Genomic DNA, 26,999 nt, shown 5'->3' with positions numbered 1-26,999 from the left:
AAAACTTCTCAGCTCAATGCTTCGTCCAGGAACGCCTTCAACTGCGCCTGATGCTTCGACATCAGACCCGTCGCGGTCGCGGCGGAGGCGGCGCGACCGACATAACGCGGACGCCGGCTCGCACCGTTCACCTGGTTCAGCACCCATTCCAGATAGGGCTCGATGAAGTGCCAGGCACCCATGTTGCGGGGCTCTTCCTGGCACCACACCACTTCGGCCTTCTTGAAGCGCGACAGCTCGGCCACCAGCGCCTTCAGCGGCACCGGATAGAGCTGCTCGACGCGCATCAGATAGATGTCGTCCATCCCGCGCTTCTCGCGCTCCTCGTAGAGGTCGTAATAGACCTTGCCCGAGCAGAGCACGATGCGGCGGATCTTCTCGTCGGGGACGAGCTTGATCGCTTCGCTCGGCAGCATCTGGGCGTCGTCATAGAGGATGCGGTGGAAGGTCGTTCCCTTCGCGAGCTCCTCGAGACGCGACACCGCCCGCTTGTGACGCAGCAGCGACTTCGGCGTCATCACGATCAGCGGCTTGCGGATCTCGCGGTGGAGCTGCCGGCGCAGCACGTGGAAGTAGTTCGCCGGCGTGGTCGGATAGACCACCTGCATGTTGTCTTCCGCGCACATCTGGAGATAACGCTCCAGACGTGCCGAGGAGTGCTCCGGCCCCTGGCCTTCATAGCCATGCGGCAGGAGGCAGACGAGGCCGGACATGCGCAGCCATTTGCGCTCACCCGAGGAAATGAACTGGTCGAACACGACCTGCGCGCCGTTGGCGAAGTCGCCGAACTGCGCTTCCCACAGGGTCAACGTGTTCGGCTCGGCGAGCGAATAGCCGTATTCGAAGCCGAGCACGGCTTCTTCCGACAGCAGCGAGTTGATGACCTCGTAATGGCCCTGCTCGTGACCGAGATGGTTGAACGGCGTGTAGCGGCTCTCGTCTTCCTGGTCGATCAGGACCGAGTGGCGCTGCGAGAAGGTGCCGCGCTCCGAATCCTGTCCGGACAGGCGGACATGGTGGTTCTCGTTGAGCAGCGTGCAGAACGCCAGCGCCTCGCCGGTCGCCCAGTCGATGCCCGTGCCGCCGTCGATCGCCTTGGCGCGGTTTTCGAGGAAGCGCTGGATCGTGCGGTGGACGCGGAAACCATCCGGCACCTTGGTGATCTTGCGGCCGATGTCCTTCAGTGCGGTGATGTCGACGCCGGTGACGCCACGCCGCGCGTCTTCTTCCTGATCGGCGATCTTGAAGCCGGCCCATTTGCCGTCGAGCCAGTCGGCCTTGTTGGGCTTGTAGCCGGAGCCGGCTTCGAGCTCGGCATCGAGCCGCGCGCGCCAGTCGGCCTTGGCTTTCTCGACCTCGCCCTCGGTCAGCACGCCTTCACTGATGAGACGGCGGGCGTAGAGCTCGAGCGTCGAGGGATGGGCCGCGATCTTCTTGTACATCACCGGCTGGGTGAAAGCCGGCTCGTCGCCCTCGTTGTGGCCATGCCTGCGGTAGCAGAACATGTCGATGACGACGGGCTTGTGGAATTTCTGCCGGAACTCGGTCGCGACCTTGGCCGCGAACACGACGGCTTCCGGATCGTCGCCGTTGACGTGGAAGATCGGCGCGTCGATCATCTTCGCCACGTCGGACGGGTAAGGCGACGAACGGGAATAACGCGGATACGTGGTGAAGCCGATCTGGTTGTTGACGATGAAGTGCACGGAGCCGCCGGTGCGGTAGCCCTTCAGGTCCGACAGGCCGAAGCATTCCGCGACCACGCCTTGGCCGGCGAACGCTGCGTCGCCATGCATTAACAGCGGCATCACCGAGATGCGCATATCCGGCGGATCGCCGTGCTGGTCCTGCTTGGCGCGGACTTTGCCGAGCACGACGGGATCGACGATCTCGAGATGCGAGGGGTTGGCGGTCAGCGACAGATGGATGCGATTGCCGTCGAACTCGCGGTCCGAGGACGCACCGAGGTGATATTTGACGTCGCCCGAGCCTTCGACCGCATCAGGATTGGCCGAACCGCCCTTGAACTCGTGGAACAGCGCGCGATGCGGCTTGCCCATCACCTGGGTCAGCACGTTGAGGCGGCCGCGATGCGGCATGCCCAGCACGACCTCCTTCACGCCGAGATTGCCGCCGCGCTTGATGATCTGCTCGAGCGCGGGGATCAGCGATTCAGCACCGTCCAGGCCGAAGCGCTTGGTGCCGGTGAACTTGGTGTCGCAGAACTTCTCGAAGCCTTCGGCTTCGACCAGCTTCATCAGGATGGCGCGGCGGCCTTCGCGGGTGAAGGAGATTTCCTTGTCCGGCCCCTCGATGCGCTCCTGGATCCACGCCTTCTGCGCCGCGTTCGTAATGTGCATGAACTCGACGCCGAGCGTCTGGCAGTAGGTGCGCTCGCAGATCGCGGTGATTTCGCGCAAGCTGGCGTATTCGAGACCGAGCACATGGTCGAGGAAGATCTTGCGGTCGAAATCGGCTTCGCTGAAGCCGTAGGTCCGCGGGTCGAGCTCTTCGCGATTGCGCTGGGCTTCGATGCCGAGCGGATCGAGCTTGGCGTGGAAGTGACCGCGCATGCGGTAGGAGCGGATCAGCATCAGGGCCCGGACCGAGTCGCGGGTGGCCTGGAGCAGGTCGGCGGAGGAGAGGCCGCCGGCCTTGTCGCCACCCTTGGCCTGCGCCTTGGCCGCGATCTTGGCGCCGACCGTCTTCTCGACTTCCGCCCAATTGCCGTCGAGCGCGGAGGTCAGGTCGTCCTGCGGGGTCAGCGGCCAGTTGGCGCGCTCCCAGGACGGGCCTTGGGCGTTCTTGCTGATGTCACCCGGCTGGTCGTTGAGGCTCTTGAAAAAGTCCTGCCACTCGGCATCTACCGAGGACGGGTCCTTCTCGTAGCGGGCGTAGATTTCGTCGATGTAGGTGGCGTTGGTGCCCTGCAAAAAGGAGGAGAGGGCAAAGGCTGCGTTCGCGTCTTGGCGAGACATGCTTGAGTTCCTGGCGATTTCGGTTCGCGCATAACAAACGGCGCTGGCGCTGGGCTCCCCGGCAGAGGACCAGCGCGACAGGCACCATTTACCCTATTTGCTGCGAAACTTCGCCCGGAAAATTACGAAGGTGTGAATCAGGCTTTCAATTTTTCGGCAAGCGTGTGGCCGAGGCGAGCGGGAGACGGCGACACTGTAATTCCAGCCGATTTCATCGCGTCGGTCTTGGAACCGGCGTCGCCCTTGCCACCCGAAATGATCGCACCGGCGTGGCCCATGCGGCGGCCGGGAGGGGCCGTGACACCGGCAATAAAACCGACCATCGGCTTCTTGCGGCCGCGCTTGGCCTCGTCCTTGAGGAACTGGGCGGCGTCCTCCTCGGCGGAACCGCCGATCTCGCCGATCATGATGATCGACTCGGTCTTGGGATCGCCGAGCAGCATTTCCAGCACGTCGATGAACTCGGTTCCCTTGACCGGGTCGCCGCCAATGCCGACCGCCGTGGTCTGGCCGAGGCCTTCCTGGGTGGTCTGGAACACGGCTTCGTAGGTCAGGGTGCCGGAGCGCGAGACGATGCCGACGCTGCCGGTCTTGAAAATGTTGGCCGGCATGATGCCGATCTTGCACTCGCCGGCGGTCATGACACCTGGGCAGTTCGGCCCGATCAGGCGCGACTTGGAGCCGGCCAGCGAACGCTTCACCCTGACCATGTCGATGACCGGGATACCTTCCGTGATGCAGACGATCAGCGGGATCTCGGCGTCGATGGCTTCGCAGATCGCGTCGGCCGCGCCCGCCGGCGGCACATAGATCACCGACGCATCGGCGCCGGTCTTCTCACGCGCCTCGCGCACGGTGTCGAACACCGGCAGGCCCAGATGCGTCGCGCCGCCTTTGCCGGGCGAGGTGCCGCCGACCATCTTGGTGCCATAGGCAATCGCGGCCTCCGAATGGAAGGTGCCGTTCTTGCCGGTAAAGCCCTGGCAGATGACCTTGGTGTTCTTGTCGATCAGGATGGACATGAGGTCTGCTTTCGCGAAACTAACGAGTGAGAGGTCAGTGGATGCGGCGGTAGACGCCGGTGAGCACGTCGGCCCAGCCTTCCGCGTCCGGCGAGAACTGGATCTTCAACGAATAGGAATCGTCGTCGATGATTTCATAGACGTGGCGCGCATTGCCGCGGAGCGAGCCGCGCACCAGCGTCAGGGTCTTGCCGACCCACCCGCCGGAGGCGGGCGAGGGCGGCGTGTAGCCGAGCGAGTCGTACCAGAACAATTTGTAGGTCCGGTCTTCGCGGTCGAAAGTGAAGATCCCGTGGGTGGCGAAGCTCTGCTTGCCGTCGCGGGTCTGGACCGAGTCCTGGATCAGGTAGAAGCCATTGAGATCCATGTGGGCCACAACGCGAGAAGTCGCCGTCCCGCCCTCCGTCCAGCGCGACGCAAAGACCACCTCTTCGCCATTCCATTCACCGGCGAACGCGGCAAGACGCGCGTGCTCCGGCAGCGGGGATGATGCAGCGAGATGGTCCTGGGTCATGGCCTCAGCCTCCCTTGACAGCCTTCACGATCTTCTGCGCGGCGTCGTCGAGATTGTCGGCCGGCACCACGTTCAGGCCGGATTCACGGATGATCTTCTTGCCCAGCTCGACATTGGTGCCTTCGAGGCGAACCACCAGCGGCACGCTGAGGCCGACTTCACGGACGGCGGCGGTGACGCCCTCGGCGATCACGTCGCACTTCATGATGCCACCGAAGATGTTGACCAGAATGCCCTTCACGTTGGGATCCGCGGTGATGATCTTGAAGGCGGCCGCGACCTTTTCCTTGCTGGCGCTGCCGCCGACGTCGAGGAAGTTCGCCGGCGCCATGCCGTAGAGCTTGATGATGTCCATCGTCGCCATCGCGAGGCCGGCGCCGTTGACCATGCAGCCGATATTGCCGTCGAGGGTGACGTAGTTGAGGTCGTATTTCGACGCCTCGATTTCCTTGGCGTCTTCCTCGGTCTCGTCGCGCAGCGCGAGCACCTCGGGGTGACGGAACAGGGCGTTGTCGTCGAACGACACCTTGGCGTCGAGCACGCGGAGCTGACCCTGCTTGGTCACGACCAGCGGGTTGATCTCCAGCATCGACATGTCCTTGGCGACGAAGGCCGCGTAGAGCTGCGCGGTGAGCTTCTCGGCCTGCTTGGCGAGATCGCCGGAGAGTTTCAGCGCGTTCGCGACGGTGCGGCCGTGATGGCCCATGATGCCGGTCGCGGGATCGATCGAGAAGGTCACGATCTTCTCAGGCGTGTTGTGCGCGACGTCCTCGATGTTGACGCCGCCCTCGGTCGACACCACGAAGGAGACGCGGGAGGTCTCGCGGTCGACCAGGATCGAGAGGTAGAATTCCTTGTCGATGTCGGAGCCGTCCTCGATGTAGAGGCGGTTGACCTGCTTGCCGGCGGGTCCGGTCTGGATGGTGACGAGCGTTGCGCCGAGCATCTGCTTGGCGAATTCGGAAACTTCCGCGGCCGACTTGGCGATGCGGACGCCGCCCTTGTCGCCGGCCGAGGCTTCCTTGAACTTGCCCTTGCCGCGGCCGCCGGCGTGGATCTGGCTCTTCACGACCCAGACCGGGCCCGGAAGTGCCTTTGCCGCCGCGTCCGCGTCGGCCGCCTTCAGGACCGGAACGCCCTTGGAGATCGCGACGCCGAACTCGTTCAGCAGCGCTTTGGCCTGATATTCATGGATATTCATATGGTCGCTCCCTGAACCCGCGGGCGGTGACCTCGTAGGCCCACCTCAGTCTTGTGGCTGGCATACCATATACCACAGGAACTGCAACCCGGATTCTCTGACATCGATCTCTGGACTTGCGGACCAAGACCCGCCGCAACCTTAAACAAGGTTTGGCGGAACCCCGGAAATGAAACCGCCGAAGACCGGGCTTCGGTCTTCGGCGGAATATTTGACCTTAGCGGCCCAGAAGATCCGGTGCGATCTTCTTGCAGGCGTCAACCAGACCCTGCACCGCGCCGACCGACTTGTCGAAGGCTTCGCGGTCCTTGCCGACGAGCTCGATCTCGACGACGCGCTCGACACCCTTGGAGCCGATCACGACGGGCACGCCGACATACATGTCCTTCACGCCGTATTCGCCGTTCAGGTAGGCGGCCGAGGCCAGCACGCGCTTCTTGTCACGCAGATAGCTCTCGGCCATCGCGATCGCGGAAGCCGCCGGCGCGTAGAAGGCCGAGCCGGTCTTGAGCAGATTGACGATCTCGGCGCCGCCGTTGCGGGTGCGATCGACGATCTCGTCGAGGCGCGCCTGGGAGGTCCAGCCCATCTTGACGAGATCGGGCAGCGGGATGCCGGCGACGGTGGAGTATTTTACCAGCGGCACCATGGTGTCGCCATGGCCGCCCAGCACGAAGGCGGTGACGTCTTCGACCGAAACGTTGAACTCGTCGGCCAGGAAGTAGCGGAAGCGCGACGAATCCAGCACGCCGGCCATGCCGACGACCTTCTTGTGCGGCAGGCCGCTAGCCTTCTGCAGCGCCCAGACCATCGCGTCGAGCGGGTTGGTGATGCAGATGACGAAAGCGTCGGGGGCGTATTTCTTGATGCCGGCGCCGACCTGTTCCATGACCTTGAGGTTGATCGAGAGGAGGTCGTCGCGGCTCATGCCGGGCTTGCGCGGCACGCCGGCGGTGACGATGCAGACCTTTGCGTTGTCGAGCGCCTCGTAGGAGTTGGCGCCGGTGTAGTGCGCGTCAAAGCCGTCGACCGGCGAGGACTGCGCGATGTCGAGCGCCTTGCCCTGCGGCACGCCCTCGGCGATGTCGAACATCACCACGTCGCCCAGCTCTTTCAGGCCGATGAGATGAGCCAGCGTTCCGCCGATCTGACCGGAGCCAATCAAAGCAATCTTGTCGCGCGCCATGTGAGCCTGTCCTTTAGACACGTAAGGAGGGGAAAACTGAGACGGGTGGTTATCCCTTTCGCCTCCCCCGTTCAAGTCACGGCTTGCCCAATTGTCGGGCTTGCCGCGTATTCGAGCGCAACCTCGTCATTCCGGGGCTTGGGAAGCGTCGAGCCCGGAATGACAGCGCTGGCAAATAGGACTTAAGTCTCGCCCAAGCCCTTTACGTCTCAACCAAACCTTTGGTCGAGCCGCTGGCGGTGGAATCCTTGCGGCCGTGGGGCAGCGCCAGATAGGATTCCGAGCTCATTTCGATCAGGCGCGAGGCGGTGCGCTTGAACTCGTTGGCCTCGTTGCCCTCGTTGGCAAGATAGAGCGAGATCGGGTTGGCATCGGCCGAGGCCATCAGCTTCACGGCATTGTCATAGAGCGTGTCGATCAGCGTGATGAAGCGCTTGGCGGCGTTGCGCTGGGAGAAATCCATCACTGGAATATGGTCGACCAGGATGGTGTGATAATCATGCGCCAGCCTGAGATAGTCCGACGCCCCGAGCGGCTTCTCGCAGAGATCGGCGAACGCGAAGCGCGCCACGCCGTGGGCCGAGCACGGCACGTGCAGGGTGCGGCCCTTGATCGAAATATCCCGCGACTTGCATTTGGCGCCGCCTGACATCTTCGACCAGGCACGGTCGAGCGCGGCGTCCGCCTCAGTGTCTGCCGGCGTCAGCCACATCGGCACGCCCTGAAGCTTTTCCAACCGGAAGTCGGTGCGCGCGTCGAGCCGCAGCACGTCCATGTGATCGGTGATCTGCCTGATGAAGGGAAGGAACAGCGAACGGTTCAGACCACCCTTGTAGAGGTCGTCAGGCGCGACGTTGGAGGTCGCGACCACGACGGTGCCGAGCTCCAGCAGCTTTGCGAACAGGCGGCCGAGGATCATCGCGTCCGCGATGTCGGTGACGTGGAATTCGTCGAAACAGAGCAGCCAACTCTCCTCGAAGATCGCATGCGCGGTCAGCGCGATGACGTCGCCATCGGCGATCTCGCCGCGCGCGATGCCCTGGCGAAAATCGTAGATGCGCTCGTGCACCTCGGCCATGAATTCGTGGAAATGCGCGCGCCGCTTGTGCTCGACGGTCGAGTGCTGGAAGAACAGATCCATCAGCATGGTCTTGCCGCGACCGACCTCGCCATGGACGTAGAGTCCGTGGGGCGCCTCGTCCTTGTCGCTGCTGAACAGGCGGCTGAGCAGGCCCTGCTTGCGCGCCGGCTTGTAATCGGCGAGCCGCTGGTCGAGCGCCGCATAGGCGTCGGCAATTTCGGCCTGCGCAGCATCGGGCTCGATCGCGCCGGACGCGATCTGGGCCTGATAGGCCTCGCGGAATGAGGAACTGGGGGTCGAGAGCATGCTCTTTACCGCCAGAGATGAGCGGAAATTGCAAGCCGTGAATTGGGGCGGGGCGCTATGCGTTCGGTGTCCCGGACGCACTACAGCGTGCAACGCTGCTGCGCAGAGCCGGGACCCACCATTTGGTACATCGATCGTGGAGCGATGGGCCCCGGCTCTGCAGCGCACCGCTTCGCGCTGCGCAGCGTCCGGGGCACGAGAGCTTCGCTACTCACACAGCTCGTACGCGTCCTCGACCACATACGGGCCGCCGCCGGTTGAGGCGCGGGACGAGAACAAAACAAAACGCTCGGCCGTGAACGCCTTGCTGGGAAAATAGCCGCGCAGCGAGAGATAATCGGCGACGTCACGGTCGGTGGCGTCGTGCAGCCGGGCCAGCGTGACATGCGGGATGAACTTGCGGCCTTCCGGGTCGAGGCCGATCCGTTGCATCAGGCGCTCGAGTTCGGCCTGCAATTCCATCAGCGGCTTGCTCGGCACGATGGTGGCGACCACCGCGCGCGGCTTGCGTCCGCCGAAACTCTGCAAACCCTGCACCTTCACCTCGAACGGCTTGCGATCGACGCGAAACAGCATCGAGGCGATTTCGTTGGCGGACATGCCGTCGATATTGCCGATGAAGCGCAGGGTGACGTGGTAATTTTCGGGATCGATCCAGCGGGCGCCGGGAAGGCCGCCCCGCAAATTGGAAAGCGACTGGCCAATCTCGGCCGGAATTTCCAGACCAGTGAACAAACGCGGCATCGTTTCGCACTCCCGATGCTTGGGCATGATCCCAGGGCAAGATCATATCCAAATTTTAGAGCCGGCGACGAATCACCGGTACCTTAATTCCTATCGCAGTTGTGTGACTCTGCGAAGCATCGCGCGCCTCACCCCGGTAAAACCCTGGGAATTACGGTCGGCGCTGCCTGCTTTTCAACGCCGCTGCTCAGCTATCGTGCCAATGAATGCCTCAACCGTGGGCAAGATATTCTTGACGATGATGTCGACGCCGGCCGCGGTCGGATGAATGCCGTCGGCCTGGTTGAGCTTGGCATCGGCCGCGACACCGTCGAGAAAAAACGGATAGAGCGGCACGCCAAATTTTTTCGCCAGATCCGGATAAATCGAATTGAAGCGCGCGGCATAGTCCGCGCCGTAATTCGGCGGCGCCAGCATGCCGCACAGCATCACCGCGATCTTGCGCGCCTTGAGGCGCAGGACGATCTCGGTCAGCGCGGCGCGCGTCAAATCGGGATCGATGCCGCGCAGCGCATCGTTGGCGCCGAGCTCGATGATCACACCGTCGGTTCCGTCGGGGACCGACCAGTCGAGCCGGTCACGGCCCCCGGAGGAGGTGTCGCCGGAGACCCCGGCATTGGTCATATCGACCTCTATGCCTTTGTCTTGCAAAGCTTTTTGAAGCTTGGTGGGGAACGCTTGCTGGGCCGGGAGGCCGAGGCCGGCGCTCAGGGAATCGCCGAGAACCACCAGCTTGATCGGCTTCGCCGCCTCGGCCCATGCCGGAGCCCATGCCGGATTTGCGACCGTCATCAAAGCGAACATCAACACGGCTATGTGCATGAACAATCCGTAACGCCTCTCGACCGCGCGTACGGAGTTGCCATATGACCGGACCATGGACACTCGCATCTCTTCCTCTTCGCTCGCCGACAGTTCGGCCGACACCATCGCCATCTCCAACGTCAATCTGTCATTGGGTACGGGCGCGGCACGCGTTCACATTCTCAAGGATATCAGCTTGCGCGTGGGCCGGAGCGAGACGATCGGCCTGATCGGCCCGTCAGGCTCGGGCAAATCCACGCTGCTGATGGTGATGGCGGGGCTGGAGCGTCCTGATAGCGGAGAGGTGGTGGTCAGCGGCACGCCTTTCAATGCCCTCGACGAGGACGCGCTGGCCCGCTTCCGCGGCCGCCAGGTCGGCATCGTCTTCCAGTCCTTCCACCTGATCCCGACCATGACCGCCCTGGAGAACGTCGCGGTGCCGCTCGAGCTTGCGGGCAATCCCGACGCCGCAACGCGCGCGGCGCAGGAGCTGCAATCGGTCGGGCTCGGCGACCGTCTGCATCATTATCCGACGCAGCTCTCCGGCGGCGAGCAGCAGCGCGTCGCGCTGGCCCGCGCGCTGGCACCCGATCCCGCGATACTCGTTGCCGACGAGCCGACCGGCAATCTCGACGAAGCCACGGGACAACAGATCGTCGACCTCCTGTTCAGCAAGCATGCCGAGCGCGGCATGACGCTGGTGCTGGTCACGCATGATTCGTCGCTCGCGCATCGCTGCGATCGCGTGATCCGCCTGCGCTCCGGGCGCATCGACACGCAGTCGGCGCCGGCATGAGCGCTGCTGCCGAACCGTTTGCGAAGCCCAACGGCGTCGCGCTGTCGCTGCGCTACGCGCTGCGCGAATTGCGCGGCGGCCTGCGCGGCTTCTACGTCTTCATCGCCTGCATCGCGCTCGGCGTGATGGCGATCGCCGGTGTCGGCTCGGTCTCGGCGAGCCTGAGCGACGGCCTCGCGCGCGAGGGTCGTACGCTGCTCGGCGGCGACGTGTCGTTCGTCCTGTTTCAGCGCGAGGCGAAGCCGGAGGAAGTCGCCTTCCTGCGTTCGCGCGGCACCGTCTCGAGCGCCGCCACACTGCGCGGCATGGCGCGCTCGGCCGAGGGCAAGCTGGCGCTCGTCGAGATGAAGGCCGTCGACGACACCTATCCGATGCTCGGCCAGTTGACGCTGGCGCCACCGCTGCCGATGTCCGACCTGCTCGCGGAGCGCGACGGCGCGTTCGGCGCGGCCGCCGATCCGACACTGCTGGCGCGGCTGTCGCTCAAGACCGGCGATCGCGTCACCGTCGGGGCTGCGACGTTCCAGATCCGCAGCGCCGTCGAAGCCGAGCCCGACAAGCTCGCCGGCGGCATCGGCTTCGGCCCGCGTTTCCTGATCAGCGAAGCGGGCCTGCGCGCCACGGGGCTGGTCCAGCCCGGCAGCCTGGTGCGCTGGGTCTATCGTGTGAAGCTGCCGGAGATCGCCAATAGCGAGCGCACCACCGACGCCTTCATCGCGGACGCCCGCAACGCCGCGCCGCAGGCCGGCTGGGAGGTCCGCAGCCGCTCCAATGCCTCGCCGCAGCTCGAGCGCAACATCAACCGCTTCACGCAGTTCCTGACGCTAGTCGGCCTCGCCGCGCTGCTGGTCGGCGGCGTCGGTGTCGCCAATGCCGTCAAGGCCCACATCGACCACAAGCTCGAGGTGATCGCGGCCTTCAAGGCCGTCGGCGCCACCGGGCGCGACGTGTTCGGCATTTATCTCGCCCAGGTTCTCCTGCTCGCCGCGATCGGCTCGGCGATCGGCCTCGCGCTCGGCGCCGCGATGCCTTTCGCGATCGTCGGCCTGTTCGGCAAGCTGCTGCCGCTGCCGGTGGTGCCGGCGGTGCATGCCGACGAACTCGCGCTGTCGTTCGTCTACGGGCTGCTCACGGCGCTTGCCTTCGGCCTGTGGCCGCTCGGGCGGGTGCACGACGTGCCGGTGGCCGCCCTGTTCCGCGACACCATCAGCTCCGAATGGCATCGGCCACGCTGGAGCTATCTCATCTTCATGGCCGTCGTGATCGCGCTGCTCATCGCGGTCGTGATCGGGCTGTCCTTCGACAAGCGCATCGCCGCGGTGTTCGTGGCCTCCTCCGTGGTCGTGTTCGCGCTGCTGCGCGGCATTGCCGCGCTGCTGATGACGATCGCGCGGCGGCTGCCGCGCACGCGCTGGCCAATGCTGCGACTTGCGATCGCCAACATCCACCGGCCGGGCGCGTTGACGCCCTCGGTCGTGCTGTCGCTTGGCCTCGGGCTCGCCGTGCTCGTCACCATCACCCAGATCGACGGCAATCTGCGCCGGCAGTTCCTGGCCGCACTGCCCGAGCACGCGCCATCGTTCTTCTTCATCGATATTCCGAGCACGCAGGCCGAGCAGTTCGACTCATATCTGCGCCAGATCGCCCCTGGCGCGACGGTCGATGACGTCCCGATGCTGCGCGGGCGCATCGTCGGAGCCCGTGGCGTCCGCGCCGAAGAGCTCAAGCCCAGCACCGATTCCGAGTGGGTGCTGCAGAGCGACCGTGGCCTGACCTATACCGCCGAGCTGCCGAAAGGCTCCAAGGTGGTCGAGGGCGAGTGGTGGAGCGCCGATTATTCCGGCCCGCCGCTGGTTTCGATGGAGAAGAAGATCGCGGACGGACTCGGCCTCAAGCTCGGCGACGAGGTCGTGGTCAATATCCTCGGCCGCGACATCCCCGCAAAGATCAGCAATCTTCGCAGCATCGACTGGCAGGGCCTCGGCATCAATTTCGTCCTCGTGTTCTCCCCGAACGCATTCAAGGGCGCGCCGCACACCCATATCGCGACGCTGACGGAAGCCGGCGGCGATGCGGCCGGCGACGGCAAGATCATCAAGGAGGTCGCTGACGCCTATCCGATGGTGACGAGCGTGCGCGTGCGCGAGGTGATGGAGACGGTCGGCTCGGTCGTGACCAATCTGGCGCTGGCGATCCGCGGCGCCAGCGCCGTGACCCTGATCTCGGCGATCCTAGTGTTGGGCGGCGCTCTCGCCGCCGGCCACCGCCACCGGGTCTACGATGCGGTGATCCTCAAGACCCTCGGCGCGACCCGGCTGCGGCTGCTCGGCGCCTATGCGCTCGAATACCTCTTGATCGGGCTTGCAACCGCAATGTTCGGCGTTTTCGCCGGCAGCGTCGCGGCCTGGATGATCGTGACCCGACTGATGACCCTCACCTTCGTCTGGCAGGGCGGCAGCGCCGCCGGCGTGGTCGCGGCTGCCTTGGTCGTCACGGTCGGCCTGGGTCTCGCCGGCACGCTGCTGGCGTTGAACAAAAAGCCCGCCACGGTGTTGCGGAATTTGTGACAAATGGTAGCGGGCGGCGGCACGGGAGCGAAATGGCACGATTCCGGCGATTAACCACGTCCGCTCGTCTGGATTGCAGGGAAGGGCGACATTCAGCCGCGCGTGGACGGTTGCAGCGGATGTGTTAGTTTCCCACATATCGAATGGGTTCGGAGCCCCGATTGTTAGCCAAAATTTAGTCGGCAGACATCGGTATCCGAGATAGAATTTGACGAACCGGCGGCGTGGCGACCCTCATGCCGGACCGGACCAACCAACGGGAATTCGACCATGTCGGACCTAGACCGCAATTACGCTTCTCCTTTCGGCAGGGCCGCCGGGCGTGTTGACGCCGCGACGGTCGATGCCGGCCTGCGCGCCTACATGCTGCGCATCTACAACTACATGAGCATCGGCCTGGCCATCACCGGCTTGGCCGCGCTCGGCGTCTACATGGCCGCCGTGACGGATGTTCCGACCCCGGAAGCCGTCCGCGTCGGCAAGCTGTTCCTGACGCCGTTCGGCTACGCGATGTTCGTCAGCCCCCTGAAGTGGCTGTTCATGCTCGCGCCGCTCGCCATGGTGTTCGTGATCTCGGCGGGCATCAACCGTCTCGCTCCCTCGACCGCCCAGATCCTGTTCTGGGTGTTCGCGGCGCTGATGGGCGTCTCGCTGTCCTCGATCTTCCTGGTGTTCACCCACACCTCGATCGTGCGGGTGTTCTTCATCACCGCGGCGACCTTCGGCGCGCTCAGCCTCTACGGCTACACCACCAAACGTGACATGAGCGGAATGGGTTCGTTCCTGTTCATGGGCCTGATCGGCATCGTCATCGCGAGCCTGGTGAACCTGTTCCTGGCGAGCTCGGTGCTGCAGTTCGTCGTGTCGGTGGTCGGCGTGCTGGTGTTCGCGGGCCTCACCGCCTGGGATACCCAGCGGCTGAAGAACGACTACATCTACGGCTACGCCTCGGCCGGCGGTGACATCGCAGAGCGTGCGGCCATCACCGGCGCGCTGTCGCTGTACCTGAACTTCATCAACCTGTTCACGCTGCTCCTGCAGCTCCTCGGCCAGCGCGACTAAGCGCCAGACCAGAGCGAACGACACCAGCCCCGGCCGAAAGGCCGGGGTTTTGGTTTGGGCGTGATGTTCCCTCAACCAACGTCATTGCGAGGAGCTCTTGCGACGAAGCAATCCAGAGTCCTTCCACGGACGCATTTCTGGATTGATTCGTTCCGCTCGCAATGACGACGTGGGGAGGCCGTTGCCTCTTCCAGTCGTCCCGGGAAGGCTCTAATCTTGCGGCATGTCCGCACCCGAAATCAGGCCCACCCTTGAGGCCGACCTGCCCGCCATCACCGCCATCTACCAGCAGGCTGTCCGCGAGGGCACCGCGACATTCGAGCTGGAGCCGCCCGACCTCACCGAGATGACGCGCCGCTACCGCACGCTGATCGACGGCGGCTATCCCTATTTCGTCGCCATCCTCGACGGGCGCGTTGCCGGCTACGCCTATGCCGGTGCCTACCGGCCGCGGCCGGCCTACCGCTTCACGGTCGAGAACTCGATCTATCTCGATCCCTCATTCCACCGCCGCGGCCTCGGAGCGCTCCTGCTGGAGCGGCTGATCGTCGAATGCGAGGCGCGCGGCTTCCGCCAGATGATCGCGGTGATCGGCGATTCCGCCAATGCCGGCTCGATCGGCGTGCACACCAAGGGCGGCTTCAAGATGATCGGCACGCATCCCAGCGTCGGGCTGAAATTCGGCCGCTGGCTGGACACGGTGATGATGCAGCGCGACCTCGGCGAGGGCGCGAAGAGCGTGCCGACAAAATAGGTCTCGTTGGGTGGGCAAAGCGAAGCGTGCCCACCATCACCAACGCGTTTGACGAAAGATGGTGGGCACGGCGCGATGCGCCTTTGCCCACCCTACAGCACCGAGCGCGCCGCTATACCACCGCCAGCTTGCGATCGATCACCAGGAGCACGCGCTCCAGCTCGTGGCCGCGGCGCAGGATCAGGCCCGTCGCCGAGATCACGCTGTACATGCCCTGCTTGCGCGCGAGGCGCGGATCCTTCTCGATGCGATAGATCGGCACTTCCGAAGCGCGGCGAAAGACCGAGAACACGGCGCGATCCTTGAGGAAGTCGATGGCGTAGTCGCGCCACTCGCCGTCGGCGACCATCCGGCCGTAGAGATTGAGAATACGGTGCAGCTCGAGCCGGTTGAACGTTACGCGGCTCGGTTGCGCATTCGATGCGGCGGGGCGCGCCGCCGCGCGCTGTTCGCTCGGATCGGCATCCTCCGACAGACTCATAGGCTGCCTCCTGTCGTATCAGCATGACCGCGTCCGCGAAGACCGTCCCCGGAACCGCGGATCATGACAGTTGCATGATCGCGCCAACTGTTCCCCACTGCAAGGGGCCCCGTAAGGACGTTGGACCGGAGCAAACCGCCCACACGCAGCGGTGGAACTCTGTCGCGGCAAACCGTCACGGGATCGTTAGCAGGAATCATAGTGTCGCCGCTTTTCCGCCAAGCGACTGCCGCCCTGCATTGCGAAAAGACTTGTGTGCGTTGACCCGGTCCTTTCGGTTCCGGATTCCTCAGCCCCCAGCCCCCCGGGGCCGTCAGGATCGGGTCTGTTCGCACGACAAGGAGGGCCAACGCGAGTTGGTCCTTTTTTGTTTGGGCCGGTTTTGTTTGTCCCGGGATGTTTTCGCCTCGACGGATCTCTTCCTCATCAGCGAGAACACTCCCTCCCCTCATCCTGTGGAGCCGCGAAGCGGCGTCTCGAAGGATCGAGGCCGAGCTGCCTCAGCAGGGCCTGCGTGGTTCGAGACGCGCGCAAGAGCGCGCTCCTCACCATGAGGATTGAGACTGTGCTTGAATCGGAAAATTCGAAGTGTGCGCGTTAGTGCAGCGACGTGTACGCCGCGCCCAGCATCGGGCCCGGCTTTTCCCGGCTGCCGTCCTGGACGTAGACCACAGCACCGTCGACGCCGTCGCGCGTGAGGTTCTCGATCGGCACCGTCCAGCTTTCCGGACGGCCGGTCCAGTCGCCGACCTTGAGCAGGTTGCGCACCACGTTGTGATAGATGACCTGCTGTCCGCGATTTTCACCGCGGCTGATCGCGATCGGCACCGACTTCGCAATCGAGCAGATCCAGACCTCGCCATGGGACGCCGTCGGCTCCTTGCTCGCGGCCACCGAGACGTTGATCTGCTTGCCCGCGAGCGACATCGTCACCGGCACGCTCATCACACCAGTGCCCGTGTCGGTTTTGCCGATCGCGCTTTCGATGCCAGTGCGATCGCTGCCCACGACATGCGTGGAGCCGTTGACCACGACCTGCGGCGTGTAGACTTCGCGGTCGCCGCGCATGCGCGAATAGGCACGCTGCCGTGCAGAGAAGCGCGAATCGGCCAATGTGTCCTTCCAGCCGAGATAGTCCCAATAGTCGATCGGCATGCTCAGCGCGATGATCGAGGGATCGCGGGCGAGGTCGCCGATGATCTTGTCGGCCGGCGGGCAGGAGGAGCAGCCCTGCGAGGTAAACAATTCGACAACGGCGCGGGGATCAGCCTCGGCAGGACGAATGACGGCGACGATCGCACAGAGACCAAGTGCACCCGACCAGAGGGCGCCGGACCAACGTGAAACCAGATGAGAAGCCGTCATTGTTGTCATGTCGAACGCCGCACACCATTGCTCGCGAGAGGGAAAGCTTACCGCCGGATGGTCACCGTAGTCTTACGGGCCTCACACATTCGTCCGCCACAGCAGCCGTCCAGGGCGTGAGGTTCTCCGCCGGGCGGGCCATCCGAAGCCTCCCGCAAACGCGTGAAGGCGGCCTTGTGATAGGCCGCCTTCGTGTAACCTACTACTCACTTCGCAGTGAGCCACCGTTCACAAATCCGCGCTTACGCCGCGAGCTTGCGCAGCACGTAGTGCAGGATGCCGCCGTTGCGGTAGTATTCGAGCTCGTCCAGCGTATCGATGCGGCAGAGCAGCGAAACGCGTTGCAGCGAACCGTCGCCGGAGACGATCTCCGCGGTCAGCTTCTGGCGCGGCTTGAGGTCGCCGATGAGGCCGCGCAGCGTGACCTTCTCGTCGCCCTTCAGACCGAGCGACGACCAGGAGGTGCCGTCCTCGAAGGTCAGCGGCAGCACGCCCATGCCGACCAGGTTGGAGCGGTGGATGCGCTCGAAGCTCTGGCAGATCACGGCACGCACGCCGAGCAGCCGCGTGCCCTTCGCGGCCCAGTCGCGCGAGGAGCCGTTGCCGTATTCGGCGCCGGCGAACACCACCAGCGGCACCTGCTCCTGCTGGTACTTCATCGCGGCGTCGTAGATCGACATCTGCTCGCCGTCGGGCCAGTGTTTTGTCAGACCGCCCTCTGGGATATTTCCATCCGCGCCCTTGAGCATAAAATTCTTGATGCGGATATTGGCGAAGGTGCCGCGCATCATGACTTCGTGGTTGCCGCGGCGCGTGCCGTACTGGTTGAAGTCGGCCGGACGCACCTGGTGCTCGCTGAGATATTTGCCGGCGGGCGAGGTGAGCTTGATCGAACCGGCCGGCGAGATGTGGTCGGTGGTGATCTTGTCGCCGAACATGGCAAGGATGCGGGCCTCGACGATGTCGGTGACCGGCTCCGGCTCCTTCTTCATGCCTTCGAAATAGGGCGGGTTCTGCACATAGGTCGAGCTCATGTTCCAGCGATAGGTCTCGCTCTCGACCGTCTTGATCTTGCGCCAGTTGGTGTCGCCCTTGAACACGTCGGCATACTTCTTCTTGAAGATCGACGCGGTCACGAACTTCTTCATGAAGGCGTTGATCTCCTTCGTCGTCGGCCAGATGTCCTTGAGGTACACCGGCTTGCCGTCCTTGCCTTCACCGAGCGGCTCGATGGCGAGGTTCTTGGTGACGGTGCCCGCGAGCGCATGAGCGACCACGAGCGGCGGCGAGGCGAGGTAGTTCGCCTGCACGTCCGGCGAGACACGGCCTTCGAAGTTGCGATTGCCGGAGAGCACCGCAGCCGCGACGATGCCGTTGTCGTTGATCGACTTCGAGATCTCCTCGGGCAGCGGACCGGAATTGCCGATGCAGGTGGTGCAGCCGAAGCCGACCAGGTTGAATCCGACCTTGTCGAGATCGGCCTGGAGACCGGAATCCGCGAGATAGGCCGCCACCACCTGGCTGCCGGGTGCCAGCGAGGTCTTCACCCACGGCTTTGCCTTGAGGCCCTTCGCGGCGGCGTTGCGCGCCAGCAGACCGGCGCCGATCAGCACGCTCGGGTTCGAGGTGTTGGTGCAGGAGGTGATCGCGGCGATCACGACGTCGCCATGGCCGATGTCGAACTTCTTGCCGTCAACGGCGAAGCGCTTGCCCGGCTCCTCGGCCTTCTTGTATTCGCTGGCGAGCGCGAGCGAGAAACCCTCGGGCACGGACGGCAGCGCAATGCGGCCTTCGGGGCGCTTCGGACCGGCCATCGACGGAACGACATCACCGAGGTCGAGCGTCAGCGTCTCCGTGAACACCGGATCGGGCGACTTGGCGGTGCGGAACAGCCCTTGGGCCTTCGCATAGGCCTGCACCAGCGCGACGCGCGCCGAGGCGCGGCCGGAGGTCTTGAGATAATCGAGTGCCGCGGCATCGACCGGGAAGAAGCCGCAGGTCGCGCCATATTCGGGCGCCATGTTGGCGATCGTCGCCTTGTCGGCGACCGAGAGATGGTCGAGGCCGGGGCCGAAGAACTCGACGAACTTGCCGACGACGCCGAGCTTGCGCAGCATCTGCGTCACCGTCAGCACGAGATCGGTCGCGGTGACGCCTTCCTTCATCGCGCCCTTCAGCTTGAAGCCGACGACGTTGGGCAACAGCATCGACAGCGGCTGGCCGAGCATGCAGGCTTCCGCCTCGATGCCGCCGACGCCCCAGCCGAGCACGGCGAGACCGTTGACCATGGTGGTGTGGGAATCGGTGCCGACCAGCGAGTCGGGATAGGCGACCTCGAAGGTGCCGGTCTTCTTGCCGACCGTCATCTTCTCCTTCTTGGTCCAGACCGTCTGGGAGAGATATTCGAGATTGACCTGGTGGCAGATGCCGGTGCCGGGCGGCACGACGGAGAAGTTCGAGAACGCCTTCTGGCCCCATTTCAGGAACTCGTAGCGCTCCTGGTTCTGCTTGTATTCCTCGGTGACGTTCTTGCCGAAGGCCTTGTTGTCACCGAAGAAGTTCACGATCACGGAGTGGTCGATGACGAGGTCGACCGGCACCAGCGGATTGATCTTCTCGGCATCGCCGCCGAGCTTCTGCATCGCATTGCGCATCGCGGCGAGATCGACCACGGCGGGCACGCCGGTGAAGTCCTGCATCAGCACGCGCGCCGGGCGGAAGGCGATCTCATGCTCCAGCGACTTCTTGCGCAGCCATTTCGACACCGCGACGATGTCTTCCTTCTTGACCGAGCGGCCGTCCTCGTTGCGGAGCAGGTTCTCGAGCAGGACCTTCATCGAATAGGGGAGTTTCGAAATTCCCTTCAGACCATTCTTCTCGGCCGTGGGCAGGCTGTAATAGACATAGGTCTTGGCGCCGACCTTGAGGGTCTTTTTGCATTTGAAGCTGTCGAGCGAGGTCATGTAGGAAATCCCAATTGTTAGTTATACCCGGCAGGGTATTTTAACACCGTCAGCGTAGGCAGGCTGAGTCGCTTGCAGGGGCAGGTTGAGTTGCTGCATCAAGTAGTTCCGGGCTTATAGAAGCTTTCTAACCGCGCCGCCACAGCCACAAACGTGCCGCGGCAATCCGCGAGCCAAAAATTCCCATACGCTACCCCAAGTTTTCCTGAGGCCTGGCTTTGAGCGGATCGATACGAGGCGAGATGAAGCTTTCCGGACGCGGGGTCACATGCGTGCGGGGCGGCCGCGAGGTGTTTGCCAGGCTCGACTTCGGGGCCGTCTCCGGCGAAGCCGTGGCGGTCGTCGGCCGCAACGGATCGGGCAAGACCTCGCTGCTGCGGCTGATCGCGGGCCTGCTCATTCCGGCGGGCGGCACGATCGCGCTGGACGGAGGCGACGCCGAGCTGACATTGCCGGAGCAATGCCACTATCTCGGCCATCGCGACGCCCTGAAGCCGGCGCTGAGCGTGGCGGAGAATCTGACATTTTGGGCCGATTTTCTCGGCGGGGAGCGTTTCGCCGCCGGCGACAGCCTCGCCATCGTCGGGCTCGACCATGCCGCCGATCTGCCTGCCGCCTTCCTGTCCGCCGGCCAGCGCCGCCGGCTCTCGCTGGCCCGCCTGCTGACCGTCCGCCGGCCGGTCTGGCTATTGGACGAGCCGACCACGGCGCTGGATGTCGCGGGCCAGGACATGTTTTCCGGATTGATGCGCGAGCACCTCGGCCACGGCGGCCTGATCATCGCCGCCACCCACGCCCCGCTCGGGATCGATTCGCGGGAGCTGCGGATCGGGGGGACGGCATGATTCCCGTGGACCCTCAACTTTTCGAGCGGCCGGTCGCCGCTCTCGCACCCGGGACGCAGTCGTCGCCGCGGGCTCCCTCGCCTCTCCCGCTTGCGGGAGAGGTCGGCGCGCAGCGCCGGGTGAGGGTTCTCTCCGCTGGGGGAATCTTCGTTGTCGAGACACCCTCTCCCCAACCCTCCCCCGCAAACGGGGGAGGGATCGCACCGTGCCTCAGGCACGATGGGAGCCCCCCATGACCGCCCTGTCTGCCCTCATTCGCCGGGACATCCGGATCGCGCTCCGCGTCGGCGGCGGGGCGTTGATTGGCGTGCTGTTCTTCCTGACCGTGGTGGTGCTGATGCCGTTTGCGGTGGGGCCGGATCTGGCACTGCTGTCGCGGCTCGGGCCGGCGATCCTGTGGCTGGGGGCGCTGCTGGCGAGCCTGCTGACGCTGGACCGGCTGTTCATGGCCGACCACGAGGACGGCTCGCTCGACCTGATCACGATGAGCCGGACGCCGCTGGAACTCGCCTGCGCGGCGAAGGCGCTGGCGCATTGGCTGGCCGCCGGCCTGCCGCTGATCGTCGCAACTCCCGTGCTCGGCCTGCTGCTCAACCTCGACATGGTCGCGACCGGCGCGGTGGCGCTGACGCTGCTCGCCGGCACCCCGGCGCTGACGTTTACCGGAATGATCGGGGCGGCGCTGGCGGTGACGCTGCATCGAGGCGGCTTGCTGATGGCGGTCCTGGTGCTGCCGCTGTCGATCCCGGTGCTGATCTTCGGCGTCGCGGCCTCGCAGGCGGTGATCGTCGGCCCCATGACATTCGGCGCGCCGTTCTCGATCCTGTGCGCGCTGTCGCTGGTCAGCCTCGTGATCGGCCCCTTCGCAGCTGCGGCGAGCCTGAAGCATGGGCTGGATTGAGATGGACTGGACTGACCTTGACCCCGATCAACTTTCGCTGCGGACTTTCGTGCTGATTGCGTGAGCGCTTACCTGTGATTATCAGGATACCATGACGCTGATCGACCTCGCCAACCCCACACGGTTCCTCGCGCTGACGGCGCGGCTGCTGCCGTGGCTTGCGGCTGCGACAATCATCCTGCTCGCGATCGGGCTCTATCAGTCCGCCACCGCGCCCGACGACTATCAGCAGGGCGCGACGGTGAAGATCATGTTCATCCACGTGCCCAATGCCTGGCTGTCGATGTTCGTGTGGGGGGTGATGAGCATCGCCTCGCTGGGCACGCTGGTATGGCGGCATCCGCTCGCCGACGTCGCCGCCAAGGCTGCCGCGCCGATCGGTGCCAGCTTCACCTTCCTTGCGCTGCTGACCGGCTCGCTGTGGGGCCGGCCGATGTGGGGCACCTATTGGGAATGGGACGCGCGGCTGACCTCGGTGCTGATCCTGTTCCTGATGTATCTCGGCCTGATGGCGCTGTGGCGCGCGGTCGACGAGCCCTCCCGCGCGGCGCGCGCCGCCGCCGTGCTGACGCTGGTCGGCGCCATCAACCTGCCCATCATCAAGTTCTCGGTCGATTGGTGGAACACGCTGCACCAGCCGGCCTCGGTGATGCGGATGGGCGGCTCGTCGCTCGACAAATCCTTTTTGATTCCGTTGCTGGTGATGGCGATCGCGTTCACCCTGCTGTTCGTCACGCTGCATCTGGCGGCGATGCGCAACGAGATCTTGCGTCGGCGCGTGCGGTCCCTGCAGATGATGCAGGCGAGCCGGGTGGCGTTTTCAGAAGTCGGCACCGGCTCGCGTGAAGGCAGCACGTCAAAAGAAGCTGGGGCTGCATGATCATGTCGCTCGGTCCCTACGCGTCTTTCATCGTGACGTCCTATGCCGCGGCCGGCCTCGTGGTCGTGATCCTGATCGGCTGGATCGTGCTCGATTATCGTAGCCAGACACAGCGCCTGCGCGAGCTCGAGCGCAGCGGCGTGACCCGTCGCTCCGGCCGTAGCGCGACGGATCGGTCATGAGAGATCAAGCATGAGCGAGCAATCGACGTCCGCTCCGCCGCAGCGCCGCACCTTCCTGATGGTGCTGCCGCTGATTGCGTTCATCGGCCTGGCGTTGCTGTTCTGGTTCCGGCTCGGTAGCGGCGATCCCTCGCGGATCCCTTCCGCCCTGATCGGACGGCCGGTGCCGCAAACCACGCTGCCGCCGCTCGAGGGATTGCAGGCTGACAACACGCAGATCCCCGGCCTCGATCCCGCTGCGTTCAAGGGCAAGGTCAGCCTCGTCAATGTCTGGGCGTCCTGGTGCGTGCCGTGCCACGACGAGGCGCCGCTGCTGACCGAATTGGCAAAAGACAAGCGCTTCCAGCTTGTCGGCATCAACTACAAGGATGCCACCGACAATGCGCGGCGCTTCCTGGGGCGCTACGGCAACCCGTTCGGCCACGTCGGCGTCGATGCCAATGGCCGCGCCTCGATCGAATGGGGCGTCTATGGCGTGCCCGAGACTTTCGTCGTCGGTCGCGAAGGCACCATCGTCTACAAGCTGGTCGGGCCGATCACGCCGGAGAACTTGCGCACGGTGCTGTTGCCGCAGATGGAGAAGGCGTTGAAGGCGGCCGGGAGCTAGCTCTGTCGTCAGTGTGAGAAGGACCCAACCCCAAACACCGCTGTCATGCCCCGGCTTGACCGGGGCATCCAGTACGCCGCAGCTCCTCCGTACCTCACGACTGTCTCTGGAATACTGGATCGCCCGGTCAAGCCGGGCGATGACAGTCGAGTATGTAGCCGCGCTGGGCTCGCAATGACGATTTGAGAGACCTTACCCCTTCCTCACATCGCCCGCCTCGGCCTCGCTCGCTTCCAGCGACGCCGGCTCGAGGTGGTAGCGCTTGGTCAGCGGCATCTGGGCGATGGCGAAGATCATGGTGATCGGCGTGACGCCGAACACCTTGAAGTTGACCCAGAAATCCGTGCTCTGGGTGCGCCAGACGATCTCGTTCAAGACCGCCATGCCGGCGAAGAACAGCGCCCAGCGTAAGGTGAGGATGCGCCAGCCCTGCGGCGTCAAATTGAACATCTGGTCGAACATGACGGCGATGAAGGAGCGGCCGAACAACAGGCCGCCGCCGAGGATCGCAGCGAACAAAGCGTAGATGATGGTCGGCTTGAGCTTGATGAAGGTCTCGTCGTGCAGCACCAGGGTCAGCGTGCCGAACACCAGCACGATGACGCCTGTCACGATCGCCATGATCGGGATGTGCCGCGTCACCACATAGGAGGCGATCATCGCCGCGACGATCGCGACCATGAAGGCGCCGGTCGCGGCGAACAGATTGAACTTCGCATTCACGAAGAAGAACACGAGCAGCGGGCCAAGCTCGGTGGCAAGCTTGAACAACGGATGCGGCTGGGTCTTGTCCATTCTTCAGCTTTCGATTCCGGCTATCGCGCGGGCGAAATCACGCGCGGTGAACGGCGCGAGATCGTCGACGCCTTCGCCGACGCCGATGAAATGCACCGGCAGTTTGAATTTCTCCGCGAGCGCCACCAGAATGCCGCCGCGGGCGGTGCCGTCGAGCTTGGTCATCACGAGGCCGGTGACCCCGGCGGTGCGATGGAAGGCCTCGACCTGCGATAGCGCGTTCTGGCCGACGGTGGCGTCCAGCACGAGCAGCACCGCATGCGGCGCAGTCGCGTCCACCTTGCGGATGACGCGCACGACCTTTTCGAGCTCGTTCATCAGCTCGGCCTTGTTCTGAAGCCGCCCGGCCGTGTCGATCAGGAGCACGTCGATGGCCTGCTCCTTCGCCGCCGTCAGCGCATTGAAGGCGAGGCTCGCCGAATCCGAGCCCTGCGCACCTGATATGACGGGCGTCTTCGTGCGTTCGCCCCAGACCTTGAGCTGCTCGATCGCTGCTGCGCGAAACGTGTCGCCGGCGGCCAGCATCACCTTGCGGCCTTCGGACGCGAATTTTTGCGAGAGTTTTCCGATGGTGGTGGTCTTGCCGGAGCCGTTGACGCCGACCACGAGGATGACGAACGGCTTCCTGCCGGCGTCGATCTCGAGCGGCTTCGCCACCGCCGCCAGCACCTTCTCGACCTCGGTCGCGACGACGTCCTTGACCTCGTCCGCCGAGATCGCCTTGTCGTAGCGTCCCGTGCCAACCGCATCCGCGATCCGCACCGCGACCGAGGTGCCGAGGTCGGCGCGCAGCAGCACGTCCTCGATGTCGTCGAGCATGGCGCGGTCGAGCTTGCGCTTGGTGACGAGATCGGCGACCGCGGTCCCGAGCGAGGACGAGGTGCGCTTCAGCCCGTCGGACAGGCGGCGCCACCAGCTCAGCTTGGGGGTCTCGGGGGTGGTATCGTTCATGATGGCGGTGTGTTAGCCGTTCCGGCTCGCAAACGAAAGTCTTGACCGAAAGTCCTGCAATTGCTCGATGTTCCCGAATTGACCGCCGAAGAAATCCTGGCGCGCGTGCTCCATCGCGACGGATTAATGCTGGTCATCGACAAGCCGGCCGGCCTGCCGGTGCATCGCGGACCCAAGGGCGGCGCGAACCTCGAAACCTCCTTCGACGCGCTCCGTTTCGGCCTGCCGCGGCCGCCGGTGCTGGCCCACCGGTTGGACAAGGACACCTCGGGTTGCCTCGTGCTCGGCCGCCATCGCAAGGCGACGGCCTCGCTCGGCCTGCTGTTCAAGCATGGCAAGATCGGCAAGACCTACTGGACCATCGTCGAGGGCGGCCCCACCGAGGACGAAGGCACCATCGATATGCCGCTCGGGCGACTCAACGCCGAACGCGGCTGGTGGCAGAAGCCCGATCCCGAGGGCCAGAAGGCCATCACCAACTGGAAGGTGATGGGCCGGGGCGCCGGCCTCACTTGGCTCGCCATGGAACCGGTGACGGGACGGACCCATCAATTGCGGGTGCATTCGTCCGCGACCGGCTGGCCGATCTTCGGCGATAACATTTACGGCAACGGCCCGCGCTTCGGCGAGCCGAAGCTGCACCTGCATTCCCGCGAGATCGTGGTACCGATCTCCCGCAACAAGGAGCCGGTCCGCGTGGTGGCGCCGGCCCCACCCCACATGCACGAGCGGCTCCGCGCCTGCGGGTGGAACGGGGAGTAGCCCAGCTGCTCGCCCCTCATGGTGAGGAGGCCGCGCAGCGCTCCCTATAGTTTACGAAACGTTCAGTGCTCGTCGCTAATGATAGCGGTTGCTTAGAACAAGCTTCCGTCAATCTGCTCAGGACGAGCTGCGCGTCATGTCCACGGCCGAGTTATCGATCATCGACGAGGTCGAGTCCGCGCTTCGGACTGGCTCGGCGGAAAAGGGCCTGGCAACAGCCCGCCGCGTCACCGACCTGTTCCTGTCCTCCGCCGGCAGTTTCGACGACGAGCAGATCGCACTGTTTGACGACGTGCTCGATCGCCTGATCGGCACCATCGAGCTCCGCGCCATCGCCGACATGGGCGCGCGCGTAGCGCTCGCCGAGATCAGCGCGCAGCTCGCGCCGATCGCGCAGGCGCCGCCATCGGTCATTCGCCGGCTCGCCAACAATGACGAAATCCGCATCGCTGGTCCCGTGCTGCAGGAATCCGCGCGCCTCGACGACGGCGCGCTGGTGCAGATCGCCTCGAGCAAGGGCGAGCCGCATCTGCTCGCGGTCGCCGGACGCTGGTGGCTGAAGGAGATCGTCACCGATGCATTGCTGGCGCGGCGCTATCCCAGCGTCAGCCGGCGGCTCGCCGCCAATCCCGGCGCGCGCGTGTCCGGCAACGGATTTGCCGTCATCGTCGGACAGGCCGAGGCCGACCCCGAGCTCGCGGTCAGCGTTGGCGTCCGCGTCGATCTGCCCTCAGACCTGCGTCGTCAATTGCTGCGCTCGGCAACGGACGCCGTGCGGACCCGGCTGTTGTCGCGCGCTCCGCCGCATCTGTTCGAGGAGATCCAGACCGCGATCGCAGCCGTCACCGTCGGTGTCGAGCGCGAGATGTCGGGGGTCCGCGATTTCGAAGGTGCCAAGCGCGCCGTCGCAGGCCTGAAGGCGACCGGCCAGCTCGGCGAAGCGACGCTGCTCGGCTTCGCAACGCAGCGGCGTTATGAAGAAGCGGTGGCCGCATTGGCCGCATTGTCGGGATCGACCGTCGAAGTGATTCGCCCGCTGATGCAAAGCCTGCGCGAGGACGGCCTGCTGGTGCCGTGCAAGGCGGCGCAGCTCAGCTGGGAAACCACCGCCGCCGTGCTCCAAAGCCGCTTTGCGAGCGGCGCGATGAAACCGGCCGACATCGCAAGGGCTCAAAGCCATTACGCGCGCATGACCCCGGAGAATGCGCGGCGGACGCTGCGGTTCTGGCAGGTGCGGGCGTTGTAGGCTGTT

At 64.7% G+C, this 26,999-nt stretch carries 24 protein-coding genes; 11 read left to right on the top strand and 13 right to left on the bottom strand.

What is annotated here, in order from left to right; translation table 11 throughout:
* Positions 1-8 precede the first annotated feature (8 nt).
* The 8 genes from N551_RS0107365 to N551_RS0107330 form a co-directional block, all read right to left on the bottom strand.
* Positions 9-2,978, bottom strand: a complete 2,970-nt coding sequence (locus N551_RS0107365) for a 2-oxoglutarate dehydrogenase E1 component (protein WP_027566402.1) — start codon at positions 2,976-2,978, stop codon at positions 9-11.
* A 137-nt stretch (positions 2,979-3,115) separates the two neighbouring features.
* The gene (gene sucD / locus N551_RS0107360) at positions 3,116-4,000 is read right to left on the bottom strand and encodes a succinate--CoA ligase subunit alpha (RefSeq protein ID WP_027566401.1); all 885 of its coding nucleotides are present in this window, start codon (positions 3,998-4,000) and stop codon (positions 3,116-3,118) included.
* 34 nt (positions 4,001-4,034) lie between these two features.
* Entirely contained in the window at positions 4,035-4,514 is a 480-nt protein-coding gene (locus N551_RS0107355) for a DUF1579 family protein (protein ID WP_027566400.1), read from the bottom strand.
* Positions 4,515-4,518: 4 nt separating this feature from the next.
* Positions 4,519-5,715 carry an ADP-forming succinate--CoA ligase subunit beta gene (gene sucC / locus N551_RS0107350; protein ID WP_027566399.1) on the bottom strand — a complete coding sequence of 399 codons (1,197 nt, stop codon included), beginning with the start codon at positions 5,713-5,715 and terminating at the stop codon, positions 4,519-4,521.
* Positions 5,716-5,932: 217 nt separating this feature from the next.
* Positions 5,933-6,901 carry a malate dehydrogenase gene (mdh, locus tag N551_RS0107345; RefSeq protein ID WP_007598869.1) on the bottom strand — a complete coding sequence of 323 codons (969 nt, stop codon included), beginning with the start codon at positions 6,899-6,901 and terminating at the stop codon, positions 5,933-5,935.
* Between the two features lie 202 nt (positions 6,902-7,103).
* The gene (zapE, locus tag N551_RS0107340) at positions 7,104-8,288 is read right to left on the bottom strand and encodes a cell division protein ZapE (RefSeq protein ID WP_027566398.1); all 1,185 of its coding nucleotides are present in this window, start codon (positions 8,286-8,288) and stop codon (positions 7,104-7,106) included.
* Positions 8,289-8,495: 207 nt separating this feature from the next.
* Positions 8,496-9,032 carry an RNA 2',3'-cyclic phosphodiesterase gene (gene thpR, locus N551_RS0107335; protein WP_007598862.1) on the bottom strand — a complete coding sequence of 179 codons (537 nt, stop codon included), beginning with the start codon at positions 9,030-9,032 and terminating at the stop codon, positions 8,496-8,498.
* A gap of 174 nt (positions 9,033-9,206) precedes the next feature.
* On the bottom strand, positions 9,207-9,854 hold the full coding sequence (locus N551_RS0107330) for an arylesterase (RefSeq protein ID WP_027566397.1): 648 nt from the start codon (positions 9,852-9,854) through the stop codon (positions 9,207-9,209).
* Between the two features lie 55 nt (positions 9,855-9,909).
* Here N551_RS0107330 and N551_RS0107325 point away from each other — a divergent pair, with 55 nt between their 5' ends.
* The 4 genes from N551_RS0107325 to N551_RS0107310 all read left to right on the top strand — a co-directional run bounded on the left by N551_RS0107325 (position 9,910) and on the right by N551_RS0107310 (position 15,015).
* Positions 9,910-10,632 (top strand): ABC transporter ATP-binding protein, encoded by a 723-nt coding sequence (locus tag N551_RS0107325; RefSeq protein WP_027566396.1) that lies wholly within the window; start codon positions 9,910-9,912, stop codon positions 10,630-10,632.
* Positions 10,629-13,199 (top strand): ABC transporter permease, encoded by a 2,571-nt coding sequence (locus tag N551_RS0107320; protein WP_027566395.1) that lies wholly within the window; start codon positions 10,629-10,631, stop codon positions 13,197-13,199. Before N551_RS0107325 ends, N551_RS0107320 begins: the two co-directional genes overlap by 4 nt.
* A gap of 270 nt (positions 13,200-13,469) precedes the next feature.
* Positions 13,470-14,261, top strand: a complete 792-nt coding sequence (locus N551_RS0107315) for a Bax inhibitor-1/YccA family protein (RefSeq protein ID WP_007598855.1) — start codon at positions 13,470-13,472, stop codon at positions 14,259-14,261.
* 223 nt (positions 14,262-14,484) lie between these two features.
* A complete protein-coding gene (locus N551_RS0107310) occupies positions 14,485-15,015 on the top strand; it encodes a GNAT family N-acetyltransferase (protein WP_027566394.1) in 531 nt (176 codons plus the stop codon).
* 112 nt (positions 15,016-15,127) lie between these two features.
* Here N551_RS0107310 and N551_RS0107305 read toward each other — a convergent pair whose 3' ends face one another.
* The 3 genes from N551_RS0107305 to acnA all read right to left on the bottom strand — a co-directional run bounded on the left by N551_RS0107305 (position 15,128) and on the right by acnA (position 19,824).
* The gene (locus N551_RS0107305; RefSeq protein ID WP_027566393.1) at positions 15,128-15,496 is read right to left on the bottom strand and encodes a DUF2794 domain-containing protein; all 369 of its coding nucleotides are present in this window, start codon (positions 15,494-15,496) and stop codon (positions 15,128-15,130) included.
* Between the two features lie 597 nt (positions 15,497-16,093).
* Positions 16,094-16,870, bottom strand: coding sequence for a thioredoxin family protein (locus tag N551_RS0107300; protein WP_027566392.1), 777 nt, complete (start codon positions 16,868-16,870; stop codon positions 16,094-16,096).
* Between the two features lie 233 nt (positions 16,871-17,103).
* The gene (gene acnA, locus N551_RS0107295) at positions 17,104-19,824 is read right to left on the bottom strand and encodes an aconitate hydratase AcnA (RefSeq protein WP_027566391.1); all 2,721 of its coding nucleotides are present in this window, start codon (positions 19,822-19,824) and stop codon (positions 17,104-17,106) included.
* Positions 19,825-20,066: 242 nt separating this feature from the next.
* Between acnA and ccmA the strand changes: the two genes are divergently transcribed.
* The 5 genes from ccmA to N551_RS0107270 all read left to right on the top strand — a co-directional run bounded on the left by ccmA (position 20,067) and on the right by N551_RS0107270 (position 23,239).
* Positions 20,067-20,669 (top strand): heme ABC exporter ATP-binding protein CcmA, encoded by a 603-nt coding sequence (gene ccmA / locus N551_RS0107290; RefSeq protein WP_027566390.1) that lies wholly within the window; start codon positions 20,067-20,069, stop codon positions 20,667-20,669.
* 232 nt (positions 20,670-20,901) lie between these two features.
* On the top strand, positions 20,902-21,570 hold the full coding sequence (ccmB, locus tag N551_RS0107285) for a heme exporter protein CcmB (protein WP_007598845.1): 669 nt from the start codon (positions 20,902-20,904) through the stop codon (positions 21,568-21,570).
* 91 nt (positions 21,571-21,661) lie between these two features.
* Complete coding sequence (locus N551_RS0107280) at positions 21,662-22,450, top strand: heme ABC transporter permease (RefSeq protein ID WP_027566389.1); 789 nt, start codon at positions 21,662-21,664, stop codon at positions 22,448-22,450.
* Positions 22,447-22,632, top strand: coding sequence for a heme exporter protein CcmD (gene ccmD, locus N551_RS0107275; protein WP_027566388.1), 186 nt, complete (start codon positions 22,447-22,449; stop codon positions 22,630-22,632). The genes N551_RS0107280 and ccmD overlap by 4 nt, the downstream gene beginning before the upstream one ends.
* A gap of 10 nt (positions 22,633-22,642) precedes the next feature.
* Positions 22,643-23,239 (top strand): DsbE family thiol:disulfide interchange protein, encoded by a 597-nt coding sequence (locus tag N551_RS0107270; protein WP_027566387.1) that lies wholly within the window; start codon positions 22,643-22,645, stop codon positions 23,237-23,239.
* Positions 23,240-23,431: 192 nt separating this feature from the next.
* Here the strand turns inward: N551_RS0107270 and N551_RS0107265 are convergent, their stop codons facing one another.
* Together N551_RS0107265 and ftsY are read right to left on the bottom strand one after the other, a co-directional pair.
* Positions 23,432-24,034, bottom strand: a complete 603-nt coding sequence (locus N551_RS0107265; protein ID WP_007598838.1) for a septation protein A — start codon at positions 24,032-24,034, stop codon at positions 23,432-23,434.
* Positions 24,035-24,037: 3 nt separating this feature from the next.
* Positions 24,038-24,985 carry a signal recognition particle-docking protein FtsY gene (gene ftsY / locus N551_RS0107260; protein WP_027566386.1) on the bottom strand — a complete coding sequence of 316 codons (948 nt, stop codon included), beginning with the start codon at positions 24,983-24,985 and terminating at the stop codon, positions 24,038-24,040.
* Positions 24,986-25,045: 60 nt separating this feature from the next.
* Here ftsY and N551_RS0107255 point away from each other — a divergent pair, with 60 nt between their 5' ends.
* Complete coding sequence (locus tag N551_RS0107255; RefSeq protein ID WP_027566385.1) at positions 25,046-25,747, top strand: RluA family pseudouridine synthase; 702 nt, start codon at positions 25,046-25,048, stop codon at positions 25,745-25,747.
* 136 nt (positions 25,748-25,883) lie between these two features.
* Complete coding sequence (locus N551_RS0107250; RefSeq protein WP_027566384.1) at positions 25,884-26,993, top strand: DUF2336 domain-containing protein; 1,110 nt, start codon at positions 25,884-25,886, stop codon at positions 26,991-26,993.
* The last annotated feature ends 6 nt before the right edge of the window (positions 26,994-26,999 follow it).

The sequence above is a fragment of the Bradyrhizobium sp. URHA0013 genome (genome assembly GCF_000518345.1).
GTDB lineage: Bacteria > Pseudomonadota > Alphaproteobacteria > Rhizobiales > Xanthobacteraceae > Bradyrhizobium.
Note: the sequence above shows the minus strand (reverse complement) of the source record. Positions and strands in the feature narration are given on the sequence as shown.